Here is a 14,374-nt window from a genome sequence, read left to right on the forward strand (position 1 = left end):
CCCTCCGAAGGCGACGGAACTGGGCTCAAGGTCGTTCGGGCGCCACCGAGTCGAAGCCGGTGAAGCCGCTCGGGTCGTGGCGGCCGAAGCTGCCGTGCTCGAAGATGCCGTGGCCGACGCGCCCGTCGAGGGTGAAGCGGGCGGCGTGGTCGGTCACTCCGTAGGCGGCGCGGGGGTGGGACGCGGGGTCGGAGAGGTCGTAGGTGCGGCGGTCGGTCCAGTCGCGCCCCTGCCAGGTGCCGTGCTGCCAGTCGTCGGCGGGCGGGTAGCCCGCGCCCAGGGCCAGCGGTGAGGAGGTGAGGATCTCCACCCCGACGTCGAGGGGCTTGCGGTCGTCCGGGTCGGTGAGGTGGATGACCGCGTCCCTCGGGTGGCGGGTGCCGGGGCGGTAGCCGATGTCGACGCGGGGCCAGCCGAGCCGGCGGTCGCGCCGGCCCTCGCGGACCAGGGTCGCGTCGTTCAGGGTGCGGTACCCGTCGGCATCCTCCTGCACCACCACCATCAGGAACCGGTCCTCGAAGCGGACCGGCGCCCAGACCCAGTGGAACCCGTCGGTCGGGTGCTCGGCGGCGAGCCGGCCGCCCTCCTCGCCGGGCACGGGCCGCACGCCCCAGCTGCGGTCGCGGGTCCCGGTCCAGCCGCGCACCTCGACCTCGCGGCCGCCGATCCGCAGCCGGCCGTCGCACCGTCCGGCCTGCACGAACCGTTTGCCCTCCAGGATGAGCCGGGCGCCGCGACGCTGCGTGTGATGGGGTTCCCAGAGCGCGGGGAAGTCGGCGTGCCAGGCGATCTCGTACGCGAGCCCGCCCGGGTCGCCGGTGTCGGCGGCGCAGGTCAGGACGAAGTCCTTCAGCGGCCGCTCGACGAGGATGCGCAGCGGGCCGACCTCCATCCGCGTCCGGGTCTCGTCGCTCAGCGCGTCCGAGGCGCGGACGGCGTGCAGCGTGTCGCCGTGCCGCAAGGTGGCGTACGCGTCGGTCACCCCGAGGTTGGGGTACACCCCGAGCCCCAGGATGAGCAGGAACTCGCCATCGGGGTCGAAGAGATGGAAGATGCAGCGATCGTAGGCGTTGCGGTCGCTGGTGGCGACGTGCGCCATCGAGAGCGGTACCTGATGGACCGGGTACTCGTCGAAGGCGACGGGGCGTTCGTCCTGGGCCATGTGTTCCCCTCCACCGGAGATTCGGCGCCGGAACCATGGAGCTGACGGTACGTCAGTTACGGCGGGCCGGGGTAGGTGTGCGGCAACAACGGCGGGCCGGGTAGGTGTGCGGCAACAACGGACCGGGGCAGGTGTGCGGCAACACCCCGGCCCCGGCGCCCCGTTCCCCACACCCCCGGTGATTCCGCGAACGGACGCCCGATTGCCGGTGCCGGTGACCGCCGGCGGGCGCCGCGCGTTGGTCCGGCATGACCCTGACGCAGACCTCCGCCCCTGCGCCCACCGGACGGCGCAGGCGCGGCCTCTCGCCCGTTCCGGCGCCCCTCTTCGCAGAATCGGTTCATCAGGCGCCTCAGATCCCTCAGATCCCTCAGATCCCTCAGGCGCCCCAGATTCCTCAGATGCCCCAGCCGTCACAGGACCCGCCCCTCTACCGCGCCCTCGTCGCCGCCTGGGCCGAGCGCGGGAAGACGCTGCCGGGGCGGCACGACCCCGAGTGGGTGCGGCTCGTGGCGCCCACGGTGCGGACGGGGCAGTTCAGCACCTCGCAGCGCTACTGAGGAGGCCCGGCCCTCTCGGCTGCGGGGTATCGCGTATGCCCAAGCACGGGCGTGCGGTGGCCAGTTGAAGAAGCGACGGAAATTGGTCCGGACCATTGACCGCACTGGTCTAGTCCTCCTACTGTCTGTTCCGTTCGCCGACTCAACGCGTTCATGTCATCCCCACGCCCCCAGGTCCCCCTCCCCCACGAGGAGACACCATGCGCATATCGCGCCTCCCCCGCACTCCCCTCAAGGCGCTCGCCGCAGCCGCTTGCTCCGCCGTTCTCGGCGCGGGCCTGCTCGCCTCCTCGGGCAGCGCGGCCGCCCAGACGGACACCGCCGCACAGCCGCGGGCCGCCGGGTCGAAGGTCGTCGGCTACTTCACCGAGTGGGGTGTCTACGACCGGAACTACCACGTCAAGAACGTGGAGACGTCCGGGTCCGCCAACAAGCTGACGCACATCAACTACTCCTTCGGCAACGTCCAGGGCGGCAAGTGCACGATGGGCGACGCCTATGCGGCGACCGACAAGGCGTACACCGCCGACCAGTCCGTGGACGGCGTCGCCGACACCTGGGACCAGCCGCTGCGCGGCAACTTCAACCAGCTGCTCAAGCTGAAGAAGAAGCACCCGAACCTCAAGATCCTCTGGTCCTTCGGCGGCTGGACCTGGTCCGGCGGGTTCACCGAGGCCGCGAAGAACCCGGCCGCGTTCGCCCAGTCCTGCTACGACCTCGTCGAGAACTCCAAGTGGGCCAACGTCTTCGACGGCATCGACATCGACTGGGAGTACCCCAACGCCTGCGGCCTGACCTGCGACACCAGCGGCCGTGACGCGTACAAGAAGCTGATGGCGGCGCTGCGCGCCAAGTTCGGCGCCAATTATCTGCTGACCTCCGCCATCCCCGCCGACGCCTCCGCGGGCGGCAAGCTGGACGCCACCGACTACGCGGGCGCCGCCCAGTACGTCGACTGGTACAACCCGATGACGTACGACTACTTCGGCGCGTGGGACGCCAAGGGGCCGACCGCCCCGCACTCGCCGCTGAAGGCGTACACGGGCATCCCGAAGGCCGGCTACAACACCGACGCCACCATCACCAAGCTGAAGGCCGCGGGCGTGCCCGCCTCGAAGCTGCTGCTCGGCATCGGCTTCTACGGGCGCGGCTGGACCGGCGTCACCCAGTCCGCCCCGGGCGGCACGGCGACCGGCCCGGCCGCGGGCAAGTACGAGCAGGGCATCGACGACTACAAGGAGCTGAAGACCAAGTGCCCCGCCACGGGCACGGTCGGCGGCACCGCGTACGCGCACTGCGGGACCAACTGGTGGAGCTACGACACCCCGCAGACCATCGCGGGCAAGATGACCTACAAGAACCAGCAGGGCCTCGGCGGCACGTTCCTGTGGGAGCTGTCGGGCGACACCGCCAACGGTGAGCTGATCAAGGCCGTCAGCTAGTCACGCCACGGCGCGGACCTTCCGCGTCACGATGCGAGGGGCGGAACCCGGTGGCCCGGGTTCCGCCCCTCGCGGCTGTTGTCGGCGGCGTCACATCAGGCCGGCCTGTGTGACGAACATCGCGAGCACGACGACCAAGGTCCACCCCATGAGGTGCTCGAGGATCTTCGGGCCGTCCTCCCGCGGGCCACCGGTGCGCGTGCGCGCGGCGGCGGGGGCCTGGCTGGCGGCGGAGGCGGCTACGGAGCTTGCGGTCATGGGGGTCTCACTCACTGGCACTGGGTTCGTGGGCGGTGCGCTTACCACCTTGCCACCGGAATGTCGGTTTGCGACCGAGACCTTGGTCACGCGCACGGCACGGCTGCCCCGCGCACAACCGGTCCGTGCTGTGGCGCGTCCCACACTGCGACGCGTTCCCGTCGGCCTCGACCGGAAGGTTCCCGATGCGCACAGACCGGACACCCCGCACATCCCGTCGCAGAGCCCGTCTCACCGTCGCCGTCGCACTCACGCTCGGCGCGGCGCTCACCGCCCCGGCGACCGTCTCGCAGGCCGCCGAGAACACGCCCACGCCGGGCGCCCCGGGCCTCGGCGACCCGATGTTCCCGCTCGACGGGAACGGCGGCTACCGCGTCCGCCACTACACGCTCGACTTCGACTGGCGGGCGCCGCTGACCCCGTTCGCCGCGTCGACGACGATCACGGCGACGGCGGAGCAGGCGCTGTCCCGCTTCAACCTCGACTTCGCGGGCAACGAGCTGCGCGCGGTCACCGTGAACGGGCGCCCCGCGCAGACCCGGCGGGACGGCGACGAGCTGGTCGTCACCCCCAAGTCGGCGCTGCGCGACGGCAGTTCGTTCACCGTGAAGGTCGACTACATCGCCGACCCGACGCAGACCCGGCACCGCGACGACGCGATCGAGGACTACGGCTGGATACCCACGCCCGACGGCACGGTCCTGTATCCGCAGCCCAACGGCGCCAAGTTGATCTTCCCGTCCGACGACCACCCGAGCCGCCGCGCGCCGGTCACCTTCCGCGTCACCACGCCGGGCGACCTGACGGCCGTCGCGGGCGGCAGGCTCGTCGACCGGTCCGTGCGCCCCGGCGGCCGGGTCCGCTGGACCTACGACTCCGAGCAGCCGGTGGCGGCGCAGCTCGTACAGCTCGCCATCGGGAGGTTCCGGCTCATCGACGGCAAGGGACCGGGCGGCCTCCCGCTGCGCGATGTCGTGCCCGACGCGCTGGTCGCGCCGACCGAGGAGTACCGCGCTCTGACACCCGCCCATCTGCGGTGGCTGAGCGAGCGGTTGGGCCCCTACCCCTTCGACCGGTACGGCGTCCTCGTCGGTGACACGGACCTGGGCGTGGCCCTGGAGACGCAGACCCTGTCGCTGCTGCCGAAGGCGGACCTGCTCGGAACCCGGGTCGACGCCGAGCGCGACCTCATGCACGAGCTGACCCACCAGTGGTTCGGCGACAGCGTCGCCCTCGCAGGCTGGTCGGACCTGTGGCTCAGCGAGGGCCACGCCCGGTTCTACGAGCGCGCGTACTCCGAGGAGCACGGCGGGGACAGCTTCGAGGCCGCCATGAGGACGGCCTACGAGAACCACGACCAGTGGCGCCACGACTACGGGGCGCCCGCCGAGCCGACCGAACCGAATCTGTTCAAGCGCATGCGCTACGACGGTTCGGCGCTCGTCCTCTACGCGCTGCGCGAGGAGGTCGGCGCCGGCACGTTCCAGCGGATCGAACGGGCCTGGCTGACGACCTACCGGGGCAGGGCGGCGTCGACGGCCGACTTCACGGCGCTGGCCACGAAGGTCGCCGGGCGCGACCTGTCCGGGTTCCTGCGCCCGTGGCTGTACGGCCCGAAGACCCCGCCGATGCCGGGCCGCCCGGACTGGGTGGTCGCACCCGTGGTCACCCCGTGACCGTGCGGTCCGGCGCGGGTCAGCGCACCCCCACCGCCGCCAGCGCCTTGCGCTGCTTCGGCGTCGGGTGGGCCGGGAAGTACAGGTAGCAGACGCCGCCGGTGCCGGAGGCCACCTTGCCGGAGGCGTTGTAGCGCTTCGTGCGCAGCCAGATCGTCTCCCACTCGGCCCGCTTGTACACGCGCCGCACCGCCGGGTCGCTCGGCGACGCCGGGTCGTTGGCGATCACGTCGCCCTCGGCGGTGAACCCGATGACCGTCATGAGGTGCCCGGAGGTGCCGTAGCCCGCACCCGTCAGCTCCTCCTTGAGGAACGACTGGGACGTTATGGCCGGGATGCCGGCCGCGATCAGCGTCTCCAGGTCCGTCAGGGAGGAGAGCCGGGTGACGACGCCCTGCATGTCCTCGTACGTCGCCGCGTACGCCGCGTTGAAGGGCCAGTTGCCGCAGCCCGCGTACTGGTAGTCATACGTATGACGGGCGGCGTGGCAGACCTGCGGGTCCGCGTAGGACGGGTCGACCCAGGCGAGCTGGGCGGGGGTCGGCTTGCGGCCCCAGTACTCGATGATCATCTGCGAGGAGGTGGGGCTGCACCAGGCCTCGCCGCCGTTGTCGTACTGCGGGTACTGCCCGGCGTGGATCTCCTGCGAGTAGCGCGGGACGTCCAGCTCCTTGGCGAGCCCGGGGGTGGAGGCCGGGACGGTGAAACGGTCCGGCACGTCCGAGCCCATCGCGCCGAGCCGCCACACGGTCGGGGCCGCCGTCGCGCCGGGGGCGCGCAGCAGGGTCAGGCGCAGGCTGTAGGAGACGAGCCGCAGGCCCGTGGCCGCGTCGTCGATGGAGAACGTGTCCGTCCAGATGCTCGACTTGCCGTCGCTCTGGTCGTCGACGGACGTGCGGCGGATGTCGACGGTCTCGTCGTCCCCGGCGGTCCAGCGGCCCATCACGTACCAGGGCGTCTTCGTCTTGTCGGTGTACGTGCCCTGGAGCTCGACCTGGATCCAGGTGCCGGGCGGGGTGTGGGCGTTCCAGGAGGCGATGACCTCGGTGGCGGGGACGCGCAGACGGTGGACCGGGGAGGTCCAGGTCGCGTACTCCCAGTCGGACGTCCTGTTCAGGTGCGGGTCGGTGTAGGTGAGCGTGCCGGCCGCCTTGGCGAGGGTCACGCCGGGGCGGGCGCCCGAGACGGCGCGGGTGCCCTTGGCGGTGCCCGAGCGCCAGTCGGTGTACGTCGTCCAGGTGTGGTTGTCCACGGTGCCCACGGGGCGTGCGGGAGCCTTCTTCCGGGCGGCGGACGAGCCCGCCGCCGCCTGCGCGGTGGTGCCGGCGGCCGCCGTGGCGGCGAGCGCGATGCCCGCGGCCGCGGCGAGCACGGTTCTGCGGGCCGGACGGGAGTCCTGATCGGGTCGGTTCATCGGGTGGTCCCCCAGTCGACGGGTCTGACGGGTCGGGCGGATCGGGCGGATCGGGCGGGTCTGACGGTGGTGCGGATCGGTCGGGCGTGCGGATCGGTCGGGCGGGTCGTGTGAATTGGGCGGTTGTGCGGGCGGACGGGACGTGCTGACCGGACGGTCGTGCGGATCAGACGGCCGTACGGGATCGGACGGATCTGACGGTCGCGCGGAATCGGATGGGTCGTGCGGGCGGACAGGCTGTCGCTGATCAGCGGGTCGCACGGATCGGACGGATCGTGCGGACGGACGGGCTAGGGGACCAGACGGGTTGTACGGGCAGACGAGTCATGCGGATCGGACGGATCGTGCGGGCGGACGGGTCGTACGGATCGGACAGGTCGTGCGGCGGACAGGTCGTGCGGGCGGGCCAGGTGCGGCCCCCGCGCTGCTTGTCGTGGTTCAGGGGAAACGGTGCGCCAACTATGGCCGCAGTGACGCGATTTCCACCAGCGTTTCGGGGCCTGTCACCCGTACCAATATTGGTCTCCACCACTGGAATGACCTGCGGCGGCGCACATGAAACCCGCCCGGGCCGGCACGTAACCTGGCGGTTGTGAGCTATCAGCCCGTGCCCCTCGCCGCGTACGCCGACCGCCTGCGCCGGCTGCCGCCCTCGTGCGGCCCCGTACGTCTCGTCGGCATCGACGGGCACGCGGGATCCGGGAAGTCGACCTTCGCGACGCGGCTCGCCGCGGCGCTCGGCGGGGCCCCGGTGCTGCGCCTCGACGACCTCGCGAGCCACGACGCCCTCTTCGCCTGGACGGACCGACTGCGCGAACAGGTACTCGCTCCCCTCTCGCGGGGCGACGCGGCGCACTACGCGACCTACGACTGGCACGCCCGGCGCTTCGACGCCGTACGGGTCATCGAGCCCGCCGAGGTGATCCTCGTGGAGGGCGTGGGCGCGGGCCGGCGCGCTCTGCGGCCCTCCCTGGCGCGGCTCGTGTGGATGGATCTGCCGCGGGAGACGGCGTGGGCGCGCGGGCGGGCCAGGGACGGCGCGGCGCAGGAGAGCTTCTGGGACGGCTGGATACCGGCGGAGCGCGAGCATTTCACTCGGGACCCGTCCCGCCCCTTCGCCGGGGAATTGGTACGGGAGTGCCCCGAGGGGTACGAGGTGCGTGTGGGGCCTGGCGGGACCCTGCGAAACCACCCTGTCGTCACACAGGGTGAGGAACCGCCAGCGGTACGCTGACGCCCTCGATACGGCCTTCCGCCACTTTCTCCGAGTGCCTCAACTCTGCTTGACCGGGGGGCCGTACAGGACTTACGTTTCCAATGAGCGGCCTTCGACGGCCGCCGCCAGACGCGAAGCCCCCGGTTGTTCCCCCGTGATCGGGGGCTTCGTTCTGCCCGCAATGTCCATGTCGATCCGCGCCGGGCCGCTCATCGCTCACCCTGGGTCACCATGCGGCAGGGCGCTCACCTGCGCGAAATCCCGCGTCTCCGGCCCGATCCGGGGCTGCCGCGCCCTACGGCCGACCACGCCCCCGCAGGTACGATGCCTTCGGTGCGGTCTACGGACGGCTCGCTGTCCGCATCGTGACAACTCCCGTCCATGACAGAGCGGTTCATCGGGGGCACGGCTTGTGGGGGACGTGATGGACTTCGGCACCGGCGCGCCGACGGGCCCGGCCGACCTCGCCTGGCTGCGGGGCGTCGACGCGTACACGATGGGCGCGTATCCGCAGGCGGAGGAGGAGTTCCGGACCGCCGTGCGGCTCGATCCGGGGATGGCCGACGGCTGGCTCGGACTGCACGCGCTGCGGATCGACACGACGACGGCGCTGCTGCGGATGTTCCGCCACCGCGACCGGTTCGGCGAGCAGCGCACGAGACACCGCCGCACGCTCAACTCCTGGTACTGGCTGGGCTGGTGGGTGCAGCCGGTCCTGGAACGCCCGCGCGACCTGCTGCTCGCGCACGCCTCGCACTGGCTGGACGGGCGCCACGTCCCGGAGCTGGACCGGGCCCTGTCCACGCTGCCGCAGGCGGACGCGGACCCGCAGGTGCGTTTCCTGCACGCCTGCCGGGCCTACCTGGTCAAGGACTGGGACCAGCTGGTCCGGCAGACGGACTCGCTGATCGACGATCCGATGCTCGGCATCGAGGCCGGGCTCTTCGGCGGCATGGCACGAGTCCGCCTGGAGATGTACGGGCAGGCGGAGCCGCTGCTCTCGTCGGCCCTGATGCGCTGTCGCAGCGAGCAGCCGCAGCGCAAGGAGTTGCGGTACTGGCTGGCGCGGGCGCACGAGGGCACGGGCCGTTCGGCCGCCGCGATGCCGCTGTACCGGGCCGTGCACCGGGTGGACCCGGCGTTCATGGACACCTCGGCGCGGCTCGCGGCGATCGCCGAGGGGGACGGGTACGGGGACTTCGGCGACGGCCCCGATCTCGCCCCGCTCCCCCTGACCGGGTATCAGGACACCGCGGACGGCGGGGAGTCGGTCGAGCCGCTGTACGCGGGCGACGGGCGGGATGTGAAGGTCACCGAGCCCGGTCTGCCGACCCCGAGCACGGTCGGCGCGGACGAGCCCGACATGGTGCGGGAGAAGGCCGTCGTACCGGTCTCCGCGCCGCTGCCCGCCGGGCCCGCCGATCCGGTACTCCTTGAGGAGGCGCTCTCCGAGCTGGAGCTGATGGTCGGCCTGGAGCCGGTGAAGCGGCAGGTCAAGGCGCTCTCCGCGCAGCTCAACATGGCGCGCCTGCGCGCCGGGCAGGGCCTGCCGGTCCAGCCGCCGAAGCGTCACTTCGTCTTCTCGGGCCCCTCGGGCACCGGCAAGACGACGGTGGCCCGCATCCTCGGCCGGGTCTTCTACGCGCTCGGCCTGCTCGGCGGCGACCACCTCGTGGAGGCCCAGCGCTCGGACCTGGTCGGCGAATACCTCGGCCAGACCGCCGTGAAGGCCAACGAGCTGATCGACTCCGCGCTCGGCGGCGTCCTCTTCGTCGACGAGGCGTACGCGCTGTCCAACTCCGGCTACGGCAAGGGCGACGCGTACGGCGACGAGGCCCTGCAAGTGCTGCTCAAGCGGGCCGAGGACAACCGGGACCACCTCGTGGTGATCCTCGCCGGGTATCCGGAGGGCATGGACCGGCTGCTCGCCGCCAACCCCGGCCTGTCGTCGCGCTTCACGTCGCGGGTCGACTTCCCCTCGTACCGGCCGCTGGAGCTGACCTCGATCGGCGAGGTCCTGGCGGCGGAGAACGGGGACGCGTGGGACGAGGAGGCCCTGGAGGAGCTGCGCTCCATCGCCGGGCACGTGGTGGAGCAGGGCTGGATCGACGAGCTGGGCAACGGACGGTTCCTGCGCACGCTGTACGAGAAGTCCTGCGCCTACCGCGATCTGCGGCTCACCGGCTATCTGACCGAGCCGTCCCGCGACGACCTGGCCACGCTGCGGCTGCCCGATCTCATGCAGGCGTACGGAGAGGTGCTGTCCGGGCGGGGGCCGCAGGACCCGATGGGGCTGTAGGGTCCCGCGGCCGTCCCGCCCGGCGGCTACGTCAGCGCCTCCTGCTTCGTCCGGGCCACCGGGACCTCGGGCTCCGCGGGCCGCTCCGGCTCGTCCCGGTGCGCCGGGTCGCGGACCTCGCCGACCAGGAGCTCCAGGACGTCCTCCAGGGCTACGAGGCCGAGGACCCGCCCCGAGGCGTCGGCGACCTGCGCCAGGTGCGTCGCCGCGCGGCGCATCACCGTCAGGGCGTCGTCCAGCGGCAGCTCGGCGCGCAGCGTGGTCATCGGGCGCCAGATCTGCTGCGGGACCGCGCGGTCCGTGCCGGGGCCCTCGATCAGGTCCAGGACGTCCTTGATGTGCAGGTAGCCCATGAAGGCGCCGCCCTCCGCGCAGACCGGGAAGCGGGAGTACCCGGTGCGCGCCGTCAGGGCGACGATCTCGGCCGGGGTGACCGAGGGGCCGACCGTGACCAGGTCCGCGCGGGTCAGGAGGACGTCGGTGACCGGGCGCGAGCCCAGCTCCAGGGCGTCCTCCAGGCGCTCCTGCTCCTCCGGGTCGAGCAGCCCGGCCTCGCCGGAGTCCTCCACCAGGCGGTTGAGCTGCTCGCTGGTGAAGACCGCCTCGACCTCGTCCTTCGGCTCGACCCCGAACAGCTTCAGGATGACGCGGGCGCAGGCGCCGAGCGCGATCGTCACCGGCTTGCACAGCCGGGCGAAGGCGACGAGCCCCGGGCTGAACCACAGCGCGGTCTTCTCGGGCGCCGCCATCGCCAGGTTCTTCGGCACCATCTCGCCGATGACCAGGTGCAGGAAGACGACGGCCGCGAGGGCGATGGCGTAGCCCAGCGGGTGGACCATGCCGTGCGGGATGTGGACCGCCTCGAAGACGGGCTCCAGGAGGTGGGCCACCGTCGGCTCCGCCACCGCGCCGAGCGTCAGCGAGCAGACGGTGATGCCGAACTGGGCCGCCGCCATCATCTGCGGCAGGTGTTCGAGCCCGTACAGGACCTGCCGGGCGCGCTTGCCCGGCAGCGGTTCGATCTGGCTGCGGCGGACCGAGACCAGGGCGAACTCCGCGCCGACGAAGAAGCCGTTGGCGAGGACGAGCAGGATCGCGAAGAAGAGTTGCAGGGCGCTCATCGGGCCGCCTCCAGGACGGCGGCCGGGGCGTCCGCGAGCTTGACGATGCGGACGCGCTCGGCGCGGTAGTGGTCGACCTGGCGCACGGAGAGCCGCCAGCCGGGCAGCTCGGCCCGGTCGCCCGGAGCCGGGATGCGGCCCAAGAGGTCGGCGACGAGGCCGGCCACCGTCTCGTACGGGCCCTCGGGGACGTCGAGACCGATGCGGCGCAGGATGTCGACGCGGCAGCTGCCGTCGGCGTCCCAGGCGGGGCGGCCGTCCTCGGCGGGGGCTGCCGCGAGTTCGGGCAGGTCGAGCCGGTCGTGCTCGTCGCGGACCTCGCCGACGAGTTCCTCCACGATGTCCTCCAGGGTGACGACCCCGGCCGTGCCGCCGTACTCGTCGACGACGACGGCGATCGGCTGCTCGCTGCGCAGGCGCGCGAGGAGCGGCTGCACGGGCAGGGTCTCCGGGACCAGGAGCGGGGCCTGGGCGATGCGCACGACGGGCGTGCGCAGGCGCTCGTGCGCGGGCATCGCCAGGGCGTCCTTGAGGTGGACCATGCCGATGACCTCGTCGATCCGCTCCCGGTAGACGGGGAAGCGGGAGAGGCCGGTGGCGCGGGTCAGGTTGACGACGTCCTCGGCGGTCGCGGAGGCCTGCAGCGCGCTGACCTTCACGCGGGGCGTCATGACGTGCTGCGCGGTCAGTTCGCCGAGCGACAGCGTGCGGACGAACAGGTCGGCGGTGTCCTGCTCCAGGGTGCCCGCCTGTGCCGAGTGGCGGGCCAGCGAGACCAGCTCGCCCGGGGTGCGGGCGGAGGCCAGCTCGTCGGCCGGTTCGACGCCGAGGGCGCGGACGAGGCGGTTGGCGACCGTGTTGAGCAGGGCGATCACCGGGCGGAAGAGGCGGGCGAAGGCGTGCTGGGGGCCGGCCACGAAGCGGGCCACCTGGAGCGGCTTCGAGACCGCCCAGTTCTTCGGTACCAGCTCGCCGATCACCATCTGCACGGCGGCCGCGAGGAGCATGCCGACGACGACCGCGATGCCGCGCGCGGCGCCCTCGGGGATGCCGACGGCGGTGAAGGGGCCGCGCAGCAGTTCGGCGAGGGCCGGTTCGGCGAGCATGCCGACGATCAGCGAGGTGATGGTGATGCCGAGCTGGGTGCCGGAGAGCTGGAAGGACAGCTCCTTGAGCGCCTCGACGACGGTACGGGCGCGCTTGTCGCCGGTGTCCGCCGCCTCCTTGGCGTCCTGGCGCTCGACGGTGACGAGCCCGAACTCGGCCGCCACGAAGAACCCGTTGGCGAGGATCAGGAGAAAGGCTGCCGCGAGGAGCAGCAACGGGATGGTCATGCCGCCGCCTCCGGGGACCTGCGCGCGAGGGGCGCGCTATGTCGGGAGGGGGCGGCGCAGGTACTGCCGGACGATCCGTCCATCGCTGGAGGGAGTCACTCCTTGGTTAGCAGGAGCCCCCGCCCACCCGTCCGGGCGCGTCAGGGGCGGGGCGGCACATGGCGCACGCCCCGCCCAACAGATTAATCAAGTCCACGGCAAAGGTGGCAGGGGCCGGGGCCCTGGTTCAGCCCTGAGGTGCGGTCGGCTCAGTTCTGGAGGCCCGTGCGGGCCTCTGCCAGGGCGCGGAGCGTCTTCGCGTCGCGGATGGCGCTCTGCTTGGCCAGGGCCGGCTGGATGCCCATGGCGGCCAGGCTGGTGCCGTCGGTGAGGTTGAGGAAGACCCAGGGGTCGCCGGGGCGCAGGTTGACCTGGACGATCTCCGCCCAGGCGAGGCGGCGGCCACGGGCGATGTTGACGACCGTGACGCCCTCCTCGTCGGCGACGACCTTGGGCCGCGCGAGCAGCCCGAGCACGCCCCAGAAGAGGGCCGCGGTGAAGACGAAGCTGATCTTCTCCCCCGGGCTCATCGTGTCGATCATCAGGGCGATCGCGGTGATCACGACGAAGCAGGCGGCGCCGAGCGCGTGCAGGATCACACGGGTGTGGCCGGGCCGGAAGGTGACCGGAAGAGCGGGAGGGGCTACGGGGTCGGACATGGCTCGGCGTCCTCAGAGGCGGCAGGCGTGGATGGCCGTGGTGAGGATGGCCCGCGCGCCCAGGGCGTACAGGTCGTCCATGATGCGCTGCGCGTCCTTGGCGGGGACCATGGCGCGCACGGCGACCCAGCCCTCGTTGTGCAGCGGGGAGACGGTCGGCGACTCCAGACCCGGGGTGAGGGCGACGGCCTTCTCCAGGTGCTCGGCGCGGCAGTCGTAGTCCATCATCACGTACGTCCGCGCGACGAGGACGCCTTGGAGGCGGCGCAGGAACTGCTGCACCTTCGGGTCCTCGGCGCTGTCGCCCTTGCGGCGGATGACGCACGCCTCGGACTTCATGATCGGCTCGCCGAAGACCTCAAGGCCCGCGTTGCGCAGCGAGGTGCCGGTCTCCACGACATCGGCGATGGCGTCGGCGACGCCCAGCTCGATGGCGGTCTCCACGGCGCCGTCGAGGTGGACGACGGAGGCGTCCACACCGTGCTCGGCGAGGTACTTGCCGACGATGCCCTCGTAGGAGGTGGCGATCGTCTTGCCCGCGAGATCGGCGAGGTCCTTGACCGCGCCGGGCCGGGACGCGAAGCGGAAGGTGGAGCGGGCGAAGCCGAGCGGCAGGATCGTCTCGGCGTTGGCCCCGGAGTCGATCAGGAGGTCCTGGCCGGTGAGGCCGATGTCGAGCTTGCCGGACGCCACGTAGATCGCGATGTCCTTGGGGCGCAGGTAGAAGAACTCGACCTCGTTGTCCGGGTCGACCGTGACGAGTTCCTTGGACTCCTTGCGCTGGCGGTACCCGGCCTCATGGAGCATCGCCGACGCAGGCCCGGACAGTGAACCCTTGTTGGGGACGGCGATGCGCAGCATGAGGACGGATTCCTTCGCGTAAGGGGGAGAGAGGTGAACGGACTCGGGGGCCGGCTCAGAGATGGGCGTACACGTCGTCGAGGGAGATGCCGCGGGCGACCATCATCACCTGCACGTGGTAGAGCAGCTGCGAGATCTCCTCGGCGGCGGCTTCCTTGCCCTCGTGCTCGGCCGCCATCCAGACTTCGGCGGCCTCCTCGACGACCTTCTTGCCGATGGCATGGACGCCCTTGCCGACCAGCTCGGCGGTGCGGGAAGTGGCGGGGTCGCCGGTGGCGGCCTTCTGCTGGAGCTCGGCGAAGAGCTCCTCGAACGTCTTATTGGACATGGTGG

General features: G+C 71.8%; 13 protein-coding genes. 5 read left to right on the forward strand and 8 right to left on the reverse strand.

Features of this window, described 5'->3' with window-relative positions:
- Positions 1 to 25: 25 nt before the first annotated feature.
- Positions 26 to 1,162 carry an Rv3169 family protein gene (locus N5I75_RS05315; RefSeq protein ID WP_476674832.1) on the reverse strand — a complete coding sequence of 379 codons (1,137 nt, stop codon included), beginning with the start codon at positions 1,160 to 1,162 and terminating at the stop codon, positions 26 to 28.
- 401 nt (positions 1,163 to 1,563) lie between these two features.
- On the opposite strand from N5I75_RS05315, the gene N5I75_RS05320 reads away from it, so the two are divergent.
- Positions 1,564 to 1,722 (forward strand): hypothetical protein, encoded by a 159-nt coding sequence (locus N5I75_RS05320; protein ID WP_476674834.1) that lies wholly within the window; start codon positions 1,564 to 1,566, stop codon positions 1,720 to 1,722.
- Positions 1,723 to 1,922: 200 nt separating this feature from the next.
- The gene (locus tag N5I75_RS05325) at positions 1,923 to 3,164 is read left to right on the forward strand and encodes a glycoside hydrolase family 18 protein (protein ID WP_476674836.1); all 1,242 of its coding nucleotides are present in this window, start codon (positions 1,923 to 1,925) and stop codon (positions 3,162 to 3,164) included.
- A 90-nt stretch (positions 3,165 to 3,254) separates the two neighbouring features.
- Here the strand turns inward: N5I75_RS05325 and N5I75_RS05330 are convergent, their stop codons facing one another.
- Positions 3,255 to 3,422 (reverse strand): SCO1431 family membrane protein, encoded by a 168-nt coding sequence (locus tag N5I75_RS05330; RefSeq protein WP_476674838.1) that lies wholly within the window; start codon positions 3,420 to 3,422, stop codon positions 3,255 to 3,257.
- A 185-nt stretch (positions 3,423 to 3,607) separates the two neighbouring features.
- Here N5I75_RS05330 and N5I75_RS05335 point away from each other — a divergent pair, with 185 nt between their 5' ends.
- A complete protein-coding gene (locus N5I75_RS05335; RefSeq protein WP_476674840.1) occupies positions 3,608 to 5,098 on the forward strand; it encodes a M1 family metallopeptidase in 1,491 nt (496 codons plus the stop codon).
- Between the two features lie 19 nt (positions 5,099 to 5,117).
- Here N5I75_RS05335 and N5I75_RS05340 read toward each other — a convergent pair whose 3' ends face one another.
- On the reverse strand, positions 5,118 to 6,512 hold the full coding sequence (locus N5I75_RS05340) for a peptidase C39 family protein (RefSeq protein WP_476674842.1): 1,395 nt from the start codon (positions 6,510 to 6,512) through the stop codon (positions 5,118 to 5,120).
- Positions 6,513 to 7,104: 592 nt separating this feature from the next.
- Here N5I75_RS05340 and N5I75_RS05345 point away from each other — a divergent pair.
- The gene (locus tag N5I75_RS05345; RefSeq protein WP_476674844.1) at positions 7,105 to 7,746 is read left to right on the forward strand and encodes a uridine kinase family protein; all 642 of its coding nucleotides are present in this window, start codon (positions 7,105 to 7,107) and stop codon (positions 7,744 to 7,746) included.
- A gap of 406 nt (positions 7,747 to 8,152) precedes the next feature.
- The gene (locus tag N5I75_RS05350) at positions 8,153 to 10,027 is read left to right on the forward strand and encodes an AAA family ATPase (RefSeq protein WP_476674846.1); all 1,875 of its coding nucleotides are present in this window, start codon (positions 8,153 to 8,155) and stop codon (positions 10,025 to 10,027) included.
- A 26-nt stretch (positions 10,028 to 10,053) separates the two neighbouring features.
- On the opposite strand, the gene N5I75_RS05355 is transcribed toward N5I75_RS05350, so the two are convergent.
- The 5 genes from N5I75_RS05355 to N5I75_RS05375 form a co-directional block, all read right to left on the reverse strand.
- A complete protein-coding gene (locus N5I75_RS05355; RefSeq protein WP_476674848.1) occupies positions 10,054 to 11,148 on the reverse strand; it encodes a hemolysin family protein in 1,095 nt (364 codons plus the stop codon).
- A complete protein-coding gene (locus tag N5I75_RS05360) occupies positions 11,145 to 12,482 on the reverse strand; it encodes a hemolysin family protein (protein WP_476674850.1) in 1,338 nt (445 codons plus the stop codon). Before N5I75_RS05360 ends, N5I75_RS05355 begins: the two co-directional genes overlap by 4 nt.
- Before the next feature lie 248 nt (positions 12,483 to 12,730).
- Positions 12,731 to 13,180, reverse strand: coding sequence for a PH domain-containing protein (locus N5I75_RS05365; protein WP_476674852.1), 450 nt, complete (start codon positions 13,178 to 13,180; stop codon positions 12,731 to 12,733).
- 12 nt (positions 13,181 to 13,192) lie between these two features.
- Positions 13,193 to 14,041, reverse strand: a complete 849-nt coding sequence (gene hisG / locus N5I75_RS05370) for an ATP phosphoribosyltransferase (RefSeq protein ID WP_398204140.1) — start codon at positions 14,039 to 14,041, stop codon at positions 13,193 to 13,195.
- 55 nt (positions 14,042 to 14,096) lie between these two features.
- A complete protein-coding gene (locus tag N5I75_RS05375; RefSeq protein ID WP_361079704.1) occupies positions 14,097 to 14,369 on the reverse strand; it encodes a phosphoribosyl-ATP diphosphatase in 273 nt (90 codons plus the stop codon).
- Positions 14,370 to 14,374 lie beyond the last annotated feature (5 nt).

Source organism: Streptomyces sp. R818 (assembly GCF_056172735.1).

Coding starts and splice junctions, on each gene's coding strand:
- N5I75_RS05315 (WP_476674832.1), bottom strand. CDS start 1,162: ATGGCCCAGGACGAACGCCCCGTCGCCTTCGACGAGTACCCGGTCCAT.
- N5I75_RS05320 (WP_476674834.1), top strand. CDS start 1,564: ATGCCCCAGCCGTCACAGGACCCGCCCCTCTACCGCGCCCTCGTCGCC.
- N5I75_RS05325 (WP_476674836.1), top strand. CDS start 1,923: ATGCGCATATCGCGCCTCCCCCGCACTCCCCTCAAGGCGCTCGCCGCA.
- N5I75_RS05330 (WP_476674838.1), bottom strand. CDS start 3,422: ATGACCGCAAGCTCCGTAGCCGCCTCCGCCGCCAGCCAGGCCCCCGCC.
- N5I75_RS05335 (WP_476674840.1), top strand. CDS start 3,608: ATGCGCACAGACCGGACACCCCGCACATCCCGTCGCAGAGCCCGTCTC.
- N5I75_RS05340 (WP_476674842.1), bottom strand. CDS start 6,512: ATGAACCGACCCGATCAGGACTCCCGTCCGGCCCGCAGAACCGTGCTC.
- N5I75_RS05350 (WP_476674846.1), top strand. CDS start 8,153: ATGGACTTCGGCACCGGCGCGCCGACGGGCCCGGCCGACCTCGCCTGG.
- N5I75_RS05355 (WP_476674848.1), bottom strand. CDS start 11,148: ATGAGCGCCCTGCAACTCTTCTTCGCGATCCTGCTCGTCCTCGCCAAC.
- N5I75_RS05360 (WP_476674850.1), bottom strand. CDS start 12,482: ATGACCATCCCGTTGCTGCTCCTCGCGGCAGCCTTTCTCCTGATCCTC.
- N5I75_RS05365 (WP_476674852.1), bottom strand. CDS start 13,180: ATGTCCGACCCCGTAGCCCCTCCCGCTCTTCCGGTCACCTTCCGGCCC.
- hisG (WP_398204140.1), bottom strand. CDS start 14,041: ATGCTGCGCATCGCCGTCCCCAACAAGGGTTCACTGTCCGGGCCTGCG.
- N5I75_RS05375 (WP_361079704.1), bottom strand. CDS start 14,369: ATGTCCAATAAGACGTTCGAGGAGCTCTTCGCCGAGCTCCAGCAGAAG.